Source organism: Candidatus Vesicomyosocius sp. SY067_SCS001 (genome assembly GCF_014706615.1).
GTDB lineage: Bacteria > Pseudomonadota > Gammaproteobacteria > PS1 > Pseudothioglobaceae > Ruthia.
On record NZ_CP054877.1, the window covers coordinates 191721 to 205193 of the forward strand.

General features: G+C 30.8%; 15 protein-coding genes. 13 read left to right on the forward strand and 2 right to left on the reverse strand.

Features of this window, described 5'->3' with window-relative positions; translation table 11 throughout:
- Positions 1-12: 12 nt before the first annotated feature.
- The 8 genes from rpmJ (at position 13) to HUW60_RS00970 (ending at position 5300) form a co-directional block, all read left to right on the forward strand.
- Complete coding sequence (gene rpmJ / locus HUW60_RS00935) at positions 13-126, forward strand: 50S ribosomal protein L36 (protein WP_011929590.1); 114 nt, start codon at positions 13-15, stop codon at positions 124-126.
- Between the two features lie 173 nt (positions 127-299).
- On the forward strand, positions 300-653 hold the full coding sequence (rpsM, locus tag HUW60_RS00940; RefSeq protein WP_190600579.1) for a 30S ribosomal protein S13: 354 nt from the start codon (positions 300-302) through the stop codon (positions 651-653).
- An 18-nt stretch (positions 654-671) separates the two neighbouring features.
- Positions 672-1058: a 30S ribosomal protein S11 gene (gene rpsK / locus HUW60_RS00945; protein WP_190600580.1), complete on the forward strand. Its 387-nt coding sequence runs from the start codon at positions 672-674 to the stop codon at positions 1056-1058.
- Positions 1059-1067: 9 nt separating this feature from the next.
- Positions 1068-1694: a 30S ribosomal protein S4 gene (rpsD, locus tag HUW60_RS00950; RefSeq protein WP_190600581.1), complete on the forward strand. Its 627-nt coding sequence runs from the start codon at positions 1068-1070 to the stop codon at positions 1692-1694.
- Between the two features lie 10 nt (positions 1695-1704).
- Complete coding sequence (locus tag HUW60_RS00955; RefSeq protein WP_190600582.1) at positions 1705-2685, forward strand: DNA-directed RNA polymerase subunit alpha; 981 nt, start codon at positions 1705-1707, stop codon at positions 2683-2685.
- A gap of 10 nt (positions 2686-2695) precedes the next feature.
- Complete coding sequence (rplQ, locus tag HUW60_RS00960) at positions 2696-3091, forward strand: 50S ribosomal protein L17 (RefSeq protein WP_190600583.1); 396 nt, start codon at positions 2696-2698, stop codon at positions 3089-3091.
- Between the two features lie 11 nt (positions 3092-3102).
- On the forward strand, positions 3103-3318 hold the full coding sequence (gene rpsU, locus HUW60_RS00965) for a 30S ribosomal protein S21 (protein WP_190600584.1): 216 nt from the start codon (positions 3103-3105) through the stop codon (positions 3316-3318).
- 914 nt (positions 3319-4232) lie between these two features.
- On the forward strand, positions 4233-5300 hold the full coding sequence (locus HUW60_RS00970) for a tRNA nucleotidyltransferase/poly(A) polymerase-related protein (RefSeq protein ID WP_190600585.1): 1068 nt from the start codon (positions 4233-4235) through the stop codon (positions 5298-5300).
- Between the two features lie 687 nt (positions 5301-5987).
- On the opposite strand, the gene HUW60_RS00975 is transcribed toward HUW60_RS00970, so the two are convergent.
- Both HUW60_RS00975 and yihA read right to left on the reverse strand, forming a co-directional pair.
- The gene (locus HUW60_RS00975) at positions 5988-8462 is read right to left on the reverse strand and encodes a PD-(D/E)XK nuclease family protein (RefSeq protein WP_190600586.1); all 2475 of its coding nucleotides are present in this window, start codon (positions 8460-8462) and stop codon (positions 5988-5990) included.
- The gene (gene yihA / locus HUW60_RS00980; RefSeq protein WP_190600587.1) at positions 8452-9051 is read right to left on the reverse strand and encodes a ribosome biogenesis GTP-binding protein YihA/YsxC; all 600 of its coding nucleotides are present in this window, start codon (positions 9049-9051) and stop codon (positions 8452-8454) included. The genes HUW60_RS00975 and yihA overlap by 11 nt, the downstream gene beginning before the upstream one ends.
- Positions 9052-9125: 74 nt before the next feature.
- Between yihA and HUW60_RS00985 the strand changes: the two genes are divergently transcribed.
- The 5 genes from HUW60_RS00985 (at position 9126) to clpX (ending at position 13459) form a co-directional block, all read left to right on the forward strand.
- The gene (locus HUW60_RS00985; protein ID WP_190600588.1) at positions 9126-9416 is read left to right on the forward strand and encodes a c-type cytochrome; all 291 of its coding nucleotides are present in this window, start codon (positions 9126-9128) and stop codon (positions 9414-9416) included.
- Positions 9417-9524: 108 nt separating this feature from the next.
- Positions 9525-10166 (forward strand): c-type cytochrome, encoded by a 642-nt coding sequence (locus HUW60_RS00990; protein ID WP_190600589.1) that lies wholly within the window; start codon positions 9525-9527, stop codon positions 10164-10166.
- Positions 10167-10298: 132 nt separating this feature from the next.
- A complete protein-coding gene (gene tig, locus HUW60_RS00995) occupies positions 10299-11588 on the forward strand; it encodes a trigger factor (RefSeq protein ID WP_190600590.1) in 1290 nt (429 codons plus the stop codon).
- Positions 11589-11592: 4 nt separating this feature from the next.
- Positions 11593-12189 carry an ATP-dependent Clp endopeptidase proteolytic subunit ClpP gene (gene clpP / locus HUW60_RS01000; protein WP_190600591.1) on the forward strand — a complete coding sequence of 199 codons (597 nt, stop codon included), beginning with the start codon at positions 11593-11595 and terminating at the stop codon, positions 12187-12189.
- Between the two features lie 4 nt (positions 12190-12193).
- Positions 12194-13459 (forward strand): ATP-dependent Clp protease ATP-binding subunit ClpX, encoded by a 1266-nt coding sequence (gene clpX, locus HUW60_RS01005; RefSeq protein ID WP_190600592.1) that lies wholly within the window; start codon positions 12194-12196, stop codon positions 13457-13459.
- Positions 13460-13473: the final 14 nt, after the last annotated feature.

Below are 13473 nucleotides of genomic sequence, written 5' to 3' on the forward strand. Positions count from 1 at the left end.
AAGGTAATCATTATGAAGGTAAGAGCATCAGTTAAGAGAATTTGCAATAATTGTAAAATTATTAAGCGTCATGGAGTTGTTCGTGTTATTTGTAAAGAACCCCGTCATAAGCAAAGACAAGGTTAATTAGAATTGATATTGAAAATTGTAAGAGTAGAATAATGGTTTTTTTAAATTTAGTATTGTACGTTACTATAATAAAAAGTTACATTATGATAGATAAAAATATAAAAATATAAAAATATAAAAATATAAGGAATAAGCTTATGAGACAGATATGCGTTAGAGGTACAATATAGATGGCTAGAATTGCAGGAATAAATATTCCAACACATAAACATATTGTGATTGGCTTACAGTCAATTTTTGGTATAGGTGATACAAGAGCAAGAGAAATTTGTATTACTCTAAAATTAGACCCAGTTACTAAAGTTGCCAACATTACTGAAGATCAATTGGAATTAATTCGTACAGAAATTGCTAAGTATAAAGTTGAAGGTGATCTTCGTCGTCAACTTGCTATGGATATCAAACGTCTTAAAGATTTAGGCTGTTATCGTGGTGTTCGTCATAGAAAATCATTACCATTACGTGGTCAAAGGACAAAAACAAACGCAAGAACTCGTAAGGGTCCTCGTCGTCTAATTAAATAATTATAGGTAAATATTATTATGATATCTAAATCATCTTCAAAAAAGAAATCTAAAAAAGTAATAACTGATGGTATTGCTCATATTCACGCGACTTTTAATAATACCATTGTGATGATTACAGATCGTCATGGTAATACGGTTTGTTGGGCAACCTCAGGCGGTTCTGGTTTTAGAGGCTCAAGAAAGTCCACCCCATTTGCTGCACAAGTGGCTGCAGGTAGTTGTGGTGAGAAAGCATTGGCTTTTGGCATGAAAAATTTAGAAGTTCATGTTAAAGGCCCGGGTCCTGGTAGAGATTCAGCAATTCGCGGTCTTAATGCGCAGGGTTTAAAAATTCAATCAATCACAGATGTGACACCAATCCCTCATAATGGTTGTCGTCCTTCTAAGAAACGTAGAGTATAAGGATAAATTATGGCTAGATATATTGGACCTACTTGTAAATTAGCACGTCGAGAAGGCGCTGACTTATTTCTTAAAAGTGGTATTAGATCGTTGGATTCTAAGTGTAAGGTTACTCAACTTCCTGGTATGCACGGTGCTAACGCCCGTCGTCAAAAAGGCACAGAGTATGGTTTACAATTACGTGAAAAACAAAAAATAAGACGTATTTATGGCATTTTAGAAAAGCAATTTCGTCTATATTATAAAAAAGCTTCACAGAAGAAAGGTTCTACAGGTGAAAATTTATTATCACTGCTTGAGTGTCGGTTGGATAATGTTGTTTATCGTATGGGGTTTTCCTCCACACGTGCCGAGGCACGACAATTAGTTTCGCATAAGTCTATTATGGTTAATGGGTTGGTTGTTAATATTCCTTCTTATCAAGTAAGTGTTAATGATAAAATTTCAATTAGAGATAAAGCTAAAAAGCAAAGTCGTATTCAATTGGCACTTGAGTTGGCTATACAATCAACTCAACCACAATGGCTTGATGTTGATAACAAGACCCTTAAAGGTGTGTTTAAAAATGTTCCTTCTCGTGATGAATTACCATCAGACATTCAAGAACATTTAATTGTTGAACTGTATTCTAAATAAGGAATGAATTATGCAAGGTAGTGCAAGAGATTTTTTAAAGCCAAAGCTAGTTGAGTCTTCTCAAACTGGTGTTAATGAATTCAAAGTCATTCTTGAGCCTCTTGAACGGGGTTTTGGTCATACTTTAGGCAATGCTATAAGAAGAACGTTGTTGTCTTCTATGACTGGCTTTGCTGTGACTGAAGTTGTAATTGATGGTGTTATGCATGAATTTTCTACAATTGATGGAGTTCAAGAAGATGTATTAGATATTTTACTTAATCTTAAAGAGGTTTCAGTTGTATTAAATACAACTGAAACCGCACAAGTTATTATTGATAAGAAAGGTCCATGTGAAATTACGGTAGCTGATATTGAGACTAATGGTATTGATATTACGACATTTAATCCTGATAAGGTTATTGCAACAATTAATGATGAAGGTCATATGCGTATGACACTTAAAATTACTACTGGTATTGGTTATGATGCTGCTGCGTCACGTACTGATGAAGCATCAAGTATTGGTGGTATGCAGTTGGATGCAAGTTTTTCTCCTATTAAACGCGTTAGTTTTACGGTAGATGCGGCACGTGTTAAGCAGAAAGTTAATCTTGATAAATTAAATATTATGATTGAGACTAATGGCTCAGTTAATGCGGAAGTTGCTATTAAACGTGTAGCAACAATTTTACAAGAACAATTGTCTTCATTTGTTGAGTTAGAGCTGGTCGAGGAAGAAGAATCATTACCAACATCAGAAGATTTTGATCCACAGTTATTAGCAGCAGTAGATGAGTTAGAATTAACCGTACGTAGTGCGAATTGCTTAAAGGCAGAACAGATATATTATATTGGTGATTTAATCCAAAAATCTGAGCAAGATTTACTAAGAACTCCTAATTTAGGCCGTAAATCACTTAATGAAATTAAAGAAGTATTAACTGAAAAAGGGCTTTCTTTAGGTACAAATATTGAAAATTGGCCACCAGTTGATTTAATGAGTGAATAAGGAATAAAGTATGAGACATAGAAAATCAGGTAGACAATTAAATCGTAATGCATCTCACCGTAAGGCAATGTTTAAAAATATGGCAAATTCATTGTTGTTATATAAGACTATTAGAACGACTTTACCTAAAGCAAAAGAGCTTAGACGCATTGTTGAACCATTAATTACTAAAGCTAAAATTGACAGTGTTGCTAATCGTCGTAATGTGTCCTCAAAATTACGTGATAGTTTAATAGTTGCTAAGTTGTTTACTGAATTAGCACCATTCTATAAAGATCGTCCTGGTGGTTATACTCGTATTTTAAAAGCTGGTTTTCGCACTGGCGATAAAGCAGCAATGGCAATTATTCAATTGATTGACCTTGAAACTATGACAGATACAATTGCTGGAACTACTATTTCATAAAGGAAAAATATATGCCCTCAATTAAAGTAAGAGAAAATGAACCTTTTGATATTGCACTTAGACGTTTTCGTCGTATCTGTGACAGGGCTGGTGTTATTACTGATGTAAGAAAGAAGGAATTCTTTGAAAAGCCAACTTGGATTAGTAAACGTATGAAAGCAGCTGCTGTTAAAAGAACACACAAAGAGATGGCTAAAAATCGGGTTCATCGTAAGCGTATGTATTAGAAGTATATTTTAAATACTACAACTATATATATGATTTGATAAATATAAAATCAGTAATAAAGACGAAAGATAAATCCGATCTCTTAATATAATACGAATCATTAGGCTAAAAACAAGTAATAATATTACTTGTTTTTATATTAGTTACAGTACGATAATAATCCAAAAATTTTTAATTTTGGGCTAAATTAAAATGAGTTACTCATGATGGCGATGATAGTACTTATAGTACTAAATATTAATAATCAGGTTTTTAATTAAGGTGATTGGTACTTATGAAGTACTTTTTAGGTATTATTTTTAATAAAAATTATCAATACAATTATTAGATATAATAATAGAATGGATATGATATAAGGTATGGTTAATATGATTGTCAATAGAGCTTAAAATAAATAAGCTGGTTGATTATTTTGTAAGGTGTTAATATTAAGACTGATTAGAGTTTTAAATGTGTCTACTAAAATTTATTGATATATGCTATGATTGTATAGGGTTAGACCTTATATCTAAAATAGAAATAATGCGTATCAGTAAACTTTAAATGCAAATTTTTAATTTTGTAGTTTTACATATAATTAATATTTTGATTTTGTTTGTTAAAATATGTATTCATAGGTTAGTATATTAGCTTGATATATGTCTCTCTATTTCTTATCGATCAAGGAAGTGATGTCAGCAATACCTAGGTTAATACAATAGCGATTAATTTAAAATTCTTAGAGCTTAAAAAATTAAATCAATCTGTCCCTAATCTACCCATAAGTTAAAGATGTGAGGCGAAAATAATACTTTTTGTAAAAATTGTTTTCTAGTAGTGTCTAATTTTTCGTAATTATAAATTGTTTTTAAGGATAATTTATCTAATTCTATTCGTGTATTATATGCGAATTAATAAATTTTTACTATTAAGAATGAAAATTTATTTAGTTGGTGGTGCAGTACGTGATCGCTTGTTGGGAATTGCAGATGAAAATACTGAAAAAGATTGGGTTGTAGTTGGTTCATCTAGTACTGAAATGTTGGGTTTAGGCTATCGCCAAGTTGGTAAAGATTTTCCTGTATTTTTACATCCAGGTACACAAGAAGAATATGCCTTAGCAAGGGTAGAACGAAAAGTAGGTATTGGATATAAAAAGTTTGAATTTGATGTTTCAAGCTCAGTCACGTTAGAGCAAGATTTGTCACGTCGTGATTTGACAATTAATGCAATTGCACAAAAAGACGATGAGTTATTTGACCCATTTAATGGTCAAGAAGATCTAAATAATGGTATTTTACGCCATGTATCTAATGATTTTAGTGACGATCCAGTGCGTGTGTTACGTGTGGCTAGATTTGCAGCATATTTTAAAAATTTTGGCTTTGAAGTAGAACAGGAAACTTACCAATTAATGAGACAAATGGTTGCTTCAGGTGAAGTTGATTCTCTAACTCCTGAGCGTGTATTTAAAGAGCTTAATAAAGCTTTATCATATAGAACTCCATCAGCTTTTTTTAAAGTATTAACTGCTTGTGGCGCTTATCAAAAAGTTTTTCCTAGTCTTAATAATCACATATATCAAAATTATAGTAACTCTTTTGAATTTCTAGATAATCTTAATACTAATAAGGCGCATATTAAATTTTCTATTTGGCTTAAAGATGAGAATAAGTACAACATTAAATGTCCTAAACAGTATCAACAATTATCCGAACTTACTAGCCAGTTTTATCAATTTTCAAAGGATTTTATTAATAAATCCAGTAGAGAAATATTTGATTTTTTCACTCAAACTGATGCTCTTAGACGCCAAGATAGATTTGAAGATTTACTTACTGTATTTAAATTATTGGAGATTGATATTGTGCCTATTAAACATTTAAAAAATTTACTTAAAAATATTGATATATCTAGACTAGATAAATTAGATTTTGGTAAATCTATTCAAATAGAGAAAAGATTAATTATTGATTTATTTATTAGAAGAACAAAGAAATAATATTACAATAATGTATTATTGTAATTTAGTAAAAATTTTTTTCTAAATTTTAATCTTAATTACCTCTATAATTTTCTATCTTTTACACTAATTAAACGATTTCTTTATAAAACTATTAAATATAATTTAATTTTTTTATGTGTTTTTATAGTGCTTGGAATAGCATATTTTTAAAATAGAACTGTTAATTAGTTGGAATAACAACCTTATACGATATACAACTATAGTATTATTTGGAGTAGTGATTCTGTTAGTATTGAAGTTTGTAGTTATTAATAATGTAACTTTATGTACCCCTAAAATAAAAGTGTGATATTATTCTACACTAGTATGGTTTTCTAGTTACTAGATTGATTACTAGATCAGTAATAATAATTTTATATTCTATATAATGGCCTTAGTGATTATTTAATTTTAGAATTATATCAATTTGATATATTTATGTTTTAGAACTCCTTATCTTGATTATTTTGTTATTTGTAATAATTGGATTACTCAGATCTTTCTTTATTAAAAATTTATTTATATAAATATGATATCTTTTGACAAAGATTAAATTTGTATTTAATAGTAGATTACTTTTGTAAAATAATTGTTATTTGTATAATTTAGTAAATATAAAAATAAATTCAATTATTCAATTATGGAATTAGCTTATGATTAAAGTTGTAATTAGGGATTAAATGATTATTTTTTGACACGACAAAACAAGTAAAACTTACAATAATTACAGGCATTTTTGTTAGGTAAGACGGCGGCATTACCATTTTGAAAATCAAAACTAGCAGTGTTTAGTATATGTTTCCAGATTTTAAGTTGTTTGTCCCAGCTTTGGCATTTTCCTTTATATTTGGATTGTTTAGGTAGGGAGTTTGAGTCTTCTGACAATCCTTTGAAATTTATTTTGTGTGAGGTTAGTTCAATAAAAGCCGCACCTTGAACATTGTTAGTAACAGCGTAAATAGGGAGTTGCGGCTTACTAATAGCATTATCACACCAATTGTAAATTGAAGTGGAACTTGTTTTGTAATCGAAGATTATTTTATCGCCATTATTCATTTGATCAAGCCTATCTAGGCGGATTTTGAATTCTAAATTGGCAATATTAATAGTAATACTTTGTTCAGTTTTTAGTATATAAAAATCTTCTCTGAGTTTATCAACTGCAATGAAATTATGAATAAGACGAGAAAGTCTGAGTTTTTCTATTTTTTTAAAACTAGAGCTTGGATAGTGTCTTAGTGCGGCTTTTATTGTGTTAAGAATAAGTTTGTCAAGCTCTTTAGTGCTAAGTGCTAAAAGCTGTTTCTTTGAAGTAATTTTTTGATAAATATATTGTAAGGTGTTGTGAATAATATATCCTTGCTCTAATCGATTTATACCGATATGTGGTGCATTAAAATTTGGGATATTCAATCGATGTACGAAGCCTTTGAAAGCACAAGCCATTTGGTCTTTTAAAATACGAACACCTGATTTTACTTGGGTTTTTTCTAAATGAGTAGTGTTGGTATCATTAATAGATTCTAGCGCAATGGGAAATATTTTTCGAATATGGTTTGTATTAATTAATGGGTCAAATTTTACCAGTGGCGAAGGTAATTGTTCACTGCCAAGGTGTGTTACTGCATAGGAAAAAATGACCTTACCGGCAATTGAATTTAAGCTTGCCAGTGTTTTTTTAGCATCAGTTGCAATTAGTTTGTAATCTGTGTGTGGGATATGGTGTTTTATGCTAATATCATACGTAATAAAGCGTGGTAATTTGAGTCGTGTAGGTAGAAACTGATTAGTCATACCTAGCACCCAAGCTTCGTCAAAATATAAGCCATAAGCTTCTGAAACACTTAGAATTTGAATGTTGGTTTTACTTGTTTGTGCTTGAAAAAGTATTTGTGTGGTTAAATTATTTAATTGTTTAATAGCAGATTGAGTGCTAATTTTGTCGTAATAAGATGAAAGCCGATTTAGCTCTAAACTAGTTTCTAAGTATTTTTTAAATATTTGATATTCGGTGTTGCTGAGATTTCTATCAGTAGCAAATCCCCAAGTTTTAAGTGTGTTGTTAAAGGCTAAAAGGTGTGATTCTAATGTGTCATTTGTTGGTTGTATACATTTGATGTTATTAATAATAGTTTTTAATATTGGGCATTTAGATAGAGCTTCATCAATTTTATCTAAATTAAATTTATCAGTCAATAAAGACAAAACTTGGTTTTTTAACAAATTTCTATCTGATCTTTCTTTTTGGTAGCCAAATACATAAACGCAAGTAATAACTTGGTTAAATAACGTGCTTCTAATTTTATTGTGTTGTATTTGAGCGGATAGTGTTAATATTGATAATAAATCTTGAATTATTGGGTATTGATTTAAACGTAATCTTAAAGGTATGGTATAGGATTTTTCTTTAATTTCAGTGAGTAAATCACCAAAAACTTGATTAAAAATAGAACTTAACTGATACTGTATATCATTAGATCTTGGATTTACAATAGCAATTGACTTGTTAGGGTTGATGTCAAAGTGTGTTTTTGCCCACTTAGCGGCTTCGAAGATTTCGCTTGTAACGGTATCAAAAGTGAAAGCTGATACATTGTGAGTGTTGATAGCGTTAATTTGTTGGTATCCAATTATATCAAATAAGAGTTGTTGTTGAGGAGTTAAAGTTTTAAATCCATATATATGAGGTTTTGTGATTGATATTTTAGCTTTAATAATTAACTTTGGCAGGTCTTGTAAATCGATTAAATCTAAGTTTGATTTAGTATCCTGATAGGTGTTAATCCAAATGCTAAATAATTTGGATGAGTGTATTTTTGAACGATATAACTCAGATAAATCAATTAAATAATTGGTGTAATAATTATAATTTTTAATCACTTCATCTAATAGGTGCTGGTTAGTTTTTTTCCCTAATTTTTGTATAGATTGTTTGATAAGATATCTTGATTCAATCTGTTCAATAAAGCGTAAGCTTGAGTTAGGATTAATTTTGTGCCAAGTGTGGAGTAAGTACTGTTTCCAAGATAAGATTATTGGTAATTGGGCGTTGCCATGTTGAATGTTGAATGTTTTTTTAAAAGCCACTACTTGTTGGTTATTGGCTAAAATAATAATATTTTTAGCATTAAGTTTGGTTAAATCGACATTAATCAACATAACCAAAAAAAGTATCTAATCGAGTCCACAATCTTTTTAAGCCTTGTTTTTTTAGGCTAGAGAATAACTGTACATCAACATAAGAGTATTTTTTGATTTGATCAAGGACTTTAAAATACGTATTGCTGGCAGCGCTTTTTTTGAGTTTGTCAGACTTGGTTAGTATGATTTGTGTGGGTAAATGAATATTATGACACCACTCAAGCATCATTTGGTCAAATGGTTTAAGTGGATGGCGAACATCCATAACTAGTACTGCACCGCGAAGACAATCGCGCTGATTAAAGTACTCATTCATGTTTTTATACCATTGCATTTTAATATGTTTTGGTGCTTTAGCGTAGCCATAACCAGGTAAATCAGCTAAGCGACGATCTTTGTCAATTTCAAAAAAAACCAAGTGTTGAGTTCTGCCAGGCGTACGTGATACCTTAGCAAGTTTATTTTGTAGTGTTAGTGTATTAATGGCACTTGATTTGCCTGCATTCGATCTACCAGCAAAAATAACTTCATATCCTTGGTCTGGTGGACAATCTTTTAAAGAAGGACAGGAGAGCAGAAATTTAGCTTGGTGATAGTGTTTGCACATTGTTAAAATGTAATGTATAATAAAATTCTGCTGAATTATTTATTATTAATTTTACTATAAATATGGAGAAAGTAATGAAAAGAATTTTATTAGTGGCAGTTATAGTTACATTTACAATAGGGTTTGTTCAGGCAGACGGCGCAGCAGATTATGCTAACAGTGGTTGTGGTAGTTGTCATGGTTCTACAGGTATATCAGTCGTTCCAATATATCCTAATCTTGCTGGACAAAATGCGGCTTATACTGTTAAGCAATTAAAAGCTTTTCAATCAGGTATACGCAAGGATATAACTATGAACGCAATGGCATCAATAATTGTTGGTAAAGAACAATCAATTGCTGATTTTTTGGCAACACAAAAATAACCCTTTATGAATAGTTAATTGATGATTAGTTTACCTAAATTATAAAATTTTAATAAAACAAGGTTAATGTATAATTCTGGCTTATTTGTTTCAAAAATACATTTTCTTATGAATAAATTAGCCTCAATTTTTATTATTGTAATTGCTTTTACATCAATCAATGTTTTTGCATCTGCTGATGTTGATAAAGGAGAGGCTCTTGCGATAACTTGTATTTCTTGTCATGGTGTTCATGGTAATTCAGTAGTAGCTGCATTTCCTAAATTAGCTGGACAAGGCGAAGGCTATTTATTAAAACAGTTGCAGGATTTTAAATCAAATACTCGTCAAGATGCAATTATGAAAGGCATTGTTGCATCATTAACTGATAATGATATGGAGAATTTAGCTGCTTATTTTTCTAAGCAAACTATCACGCAAGGCATTACTGTTAAAAGTGTTAATATTGATTTAGGTAAGAAACTTTATAGAGGTGGAAATAAGAGCAAAAGTATAACAGCTTGTATTGCTTGTCATGGACCTACAGGTTCTGGCATTCCTTCTGCTAAATTTCCAGCCTTGACCTATCAGAATGCAACTTATATAGCTAAACAACTTATTAATTTTCGTCAATATGCATATAATACTCAAATGGATACTAGTGCACCTGAACGTAGTAATGATTATGAAGGTATGATGAGAAACATCACTAAACATTTAAGTAATGCAGAAATTGAGGCAGTTTCTCAGTATATTAGTAGGCTGAATTAAAGATGAGCTAAGACTGAGAACAAACAAAACAGTCTTGATTAATAAATAAAGGGTAGTTATACTGCCCTTTTTCATTGTCTGTGTTTTAGGTATAATTGGTTTTTTCAAGTATAAGAAACGGATTTAAACGTAATGAAAACTTCATTAGAAACATTAAAAGGTCTATTTAGATCATTAACAATAGATCTTCCTATTGATATTTTTAATCAAAAAATGGATAAAATTCTACAAAAAATGGCATTGAGAGTGAATATTGATGGTTTTAGAAAAGGTAAGGTTCCTATTTCTATCGTACGTAAGCGTTTTGGTAATAATGCCAATTCAGATGCAATTAATGAGATTGTGAATGAGACTTTGACTGATGCATTAGCACAGGTCAAGTTAACACCTGTTGCACAACCAGTTATCACTAAAGTTGACTCGAAAGGTAATAAGAATTTTTCTTATACAGTAGAGTTTGAAGTATTTCCTAAGATTAAAGTAGCTAATTTTTCAAATCTTTTAATTGAGCAAACTAAGGTCAATATTACCAAAGCTGATGAGCAAAAAACATTAGATGGATTAAAAGATCGATTGACTGAATATGAAGCTGTTAAATGTAAATCTAAAATAGGTGATAGATTATCGATTGATTTTAAAGGCTTAATTAATGGTGAAACATTTGATGGTGGTGAGGCTAAAGATTTTAAAATAGTGTTAGGTAAAGGTTCAATGATTAAAGGTTTTGAAGATGGTTTAATAGATGTAACTTATAGTAGTAGAGTTGTGTTGGATTTAACATTTCCAAAAGAATATTATATGGATAAACTAGCAAGTAAGAATGTTACTTTTGAAATAAATATTAATGAAGTAGCTTCACCTAAAGAACTAAAATTAGATGAAACATTTGCTAAGAAGTTTGGTGAAAAAAATATGAATACTTTGCTTATTAGTATGAAAGAGCAAATGAGGGTTGAAATTGATGTACGTATTGATCATCTAAATAAAAACGCTATTTTTGATAAACTTACCACAGCAAATACGTTTGATGTACCACAACATAGTATTGATAATGAAGCACAAAACTTGTTTAAAGCAATGCAAGATCGTATGCAACATCAAGGTTTACCAACACAAGGTGAAATGCCTGTTACTGCCTTTAATGATGAAGCGCAACGTCGTGTTAAGTTAGGTCTATTAGTTAATCAAATTTCTAGAGACTACAAATTAAGTGCCAGTATGAAACAAATTGATGAAAAATTAAAAGAGATATCTCAGACGTATGGTGAAAATGCTCAACAAATGATTGATTTTTATAACCAAGATCCAACAAGAAAATCAAGTATTGAGTTATTAGTAGTTGAAAAAATGGTACAAAATTTAATTTTAGATAAGGCTCAAGTAACTTTCAAGCAGAAAAAATTCCAAGAAATTACACAGTAGTTAAATGAATATTGAAAATTTAAATCAGATCCCAATAGTGGTAGAACAGTCTGCTAGAGGTGAAAGAGCTTATGATATTTATTCGCGTCTTTTAAAAGAACGTATTATTTTTTTAGTGGGTCCAGTTGAAGATTACATGGCGAATGTGGTTGTTGCACAATTACTTTTTTTAGAGTCTGAAAATCCTGATAAAGATATTCATTTATATATTAACTCTCCTGGAGGATCAGTTTCTGCAGGTTTGGCAATTTATGATACCATGCAATTTGTCAAATCTGATATATCTACCTTATGTATTGGTCAGGCAGCAAGTATGGGTGCTTTGTTACTAACAGCAGGCACTAAAGGGAAACGTTTCGCATTGCCTAATGTTAGGTGTATGATTCACCAACCTTTAGGAGGGTTTTCTGGTCAAGCTAGTGATGTTGACATTCATGCACAAGAGATTCTAAAAGTGAGGTCAAATCTCAATCAAATTTTCAAATTTCATACAGGCCAAGTGATTAAGACTATTCAAAAGGATACTGATAGGGATAATTTTATGTCAGCTGATGAAGCTACTAAATATGGGTTAATTGATAAAGTATTGGTAAAGCGCTAAATTTATGAAAGATGATAATCAAGAATTAGTTTGTTCATTTTGCGGTAAAAGTAAATCTAAGGTTGAACGTTTAATTGCTGGTCCTGGTGTTTATATTTGTAATGAATGTATTGAATCGTGCCATAATTTAATTGAAAAACAAGCATTACAAGAAGTAATTGATGAATTTAAGAACTGGGATTACACACCTAAACAGTTAACCAGTTTCCTAAATGATTATGTAATTGGCCAAGAACATGCTAAGAAAGTGCTATCTGTTGCAGTTTATAATCATTACAAACGTCTCCAAAATAATCATATATCTAATGAAGTAGAATTGGATAAATCTAATATTTTAATGATTGGCCCTACAGGTTCGGGAAAAACATTACTGGCACAAACATTGGCACGTATTTTAGATATTCCTTTCACAGTAGCTGATGCTACCACATTAACCGAAGCAGGTTATGTAGGTGATGACGTTGAAAATGTAGTTAAGAATCTATTATCAAAATGTGATTTTGATCCAGATCGCGCTCAACGTGGTATTATTTTTATTGATGAAATTGATAAGATTTCTCGTCGTTCCGACTCACCTTCTATTACTCGTGATGTTTCAGGTGAAGGGGTACAACAAGCTATGCTTAAATTGATTGAAGGTACTATTGCAAACGTACCTCCTCAAGGGGGACGCAAGCATCCTAATCAAGAAACTATTGATGTAGACACCTCAAATATTTTATTTATTTGTGGTGGTGCTTTTGATGGTCTTGATAAAATTATTAACAGACGTGTTAAAAAAGTTACAGGTATAGGTTTTTTTGTAGATGTGAAAGAGCAAAATGAAGAGAAAGCATTGAGCGATTTATTTGCATTAATTCAACCAGAAGATTTAATTAAGTTTGGTTTAATTCCAGAGCTTGTTGGACGTTTACCAGTACAAACAGTACTAAGTGAGTTAGATGAAACTGCTTTAGTGAAAATTTTAATAGAGCCAAAAAATTCAGTGATTAAACAGTTTCAAGAAATATTTTCCATGGAGGGTGTTAAATTGATTTTTAAAAAACCATCTTTACTTGCTATTGCAAAATTGGCAATTAAACGTAAAACAGGCGCTAGAGGATTACGTTCTATTTTAGAAGATTTGTTATTAGATACAATGTTTGAATTACCATCACTTCTTGATGTGACTGAAGTGGTGATTGACAAGACAGTGGTAGAAAGGAAGAAAAAACCACTGATTATCTATCAATCTCAAAAACGTGTAAATAACTCTAAAAAGGTTGGTTAGATTGAGGGTTATAA

Coding starts and splice junctions, on each gene's coding strand:
- rpmJ (WP_011929590.1), top strand. CDS start 13: ATGAAGGTAAGAGCATCAGTTAAGAGAATTTGCAATAATTGTAAAATT.
- rpsM (WP_190600579.1), top strand. CDS start 300: ATGGCTAGAATTGCAGGAATAAATATTCCAACACATAAACATATTGTG.
- rpsK (WP_190600580.1), top strand. CDS start 672: ATGATATCTAAATCATCTTCAAAAAAGAAATCTAAAAAAGTAATAACT.
- rpsD (WP_190600581.1), top strand. CDS start 1,068: ATGGCTAGATATATTGGACCTACTTGTAAATTAGCACGTCGAGAAGGC.
- HUW60_RS00955 (WP_190600582.1), top strand. CDS start 1,705: ATGCAAGGTAGTGCAAGAGATTTTTTAAAGCCAAAGCTAGTTGAGTCT.
- rplQ (WP_190600583.1), top strand. CDS start 2,696: ATGAGACATAGAAAATCAGGTAGACAATTAAATCGTAATGCATCTCAC.
- rpsU (WP_190600584.1), top strand. CDS start 3,103: ATGCCCTCAATTAAAGTAAGAGAAAATGAACCTTTTGATATTGCACTT.
- HUW60_RS00970 (WP_190600585.1), top strand. CDS start 4,233: ATGAAAATTTATTTAGTTGGTGGTGCAGTACGTGATCGCTTGTTGGGA.
- HUW60_RS00975 (WP_190600586.1), bottom strand. CDS start 8,462: ATGTTGATTAATGTCGATTTAACCAAACTTAATGCTAAAAATATTATT.
- yihA (WP_190600587.1), bottom strand. CDS start 9,051: ATGTGCAAACACTATCACCAAGCTAAATTTCTGCTCTCCTGTCCTTCT.
- HUW60_RS00985 (WP_190600588.1), top strand. CDS start 9,126: ATGAAAAGAATTTTATTAGTGGCAGTTATAGTTACATTTACAATAGGG.
- HUW60_RS00990 (WP_190600589.1), top strand. CDS start 9,525: ATGAATAAATTAGCCTCAATTTTTATTATTGTAATTGCTTTTACATCA.
- tig (WP_190600590.1), top strand. CDS start 10,299: ATGAAAACTTCATTAGAAACATTAAAAGGTCTATTTAGATCATTAACA.
- clpP (WP_190600591.1), top strand. CDS start 11,593: ATGAATATTGAAAATTTAAATCAGATCCCAATAGTGGTAGAACAGTCT.
- clpX (WP_190600592.1), top strand. CDS start 12,194: ATGAAAGATGATAATCAAGAATTAGTTTGTTCATTTTGCGGTAAAAGT.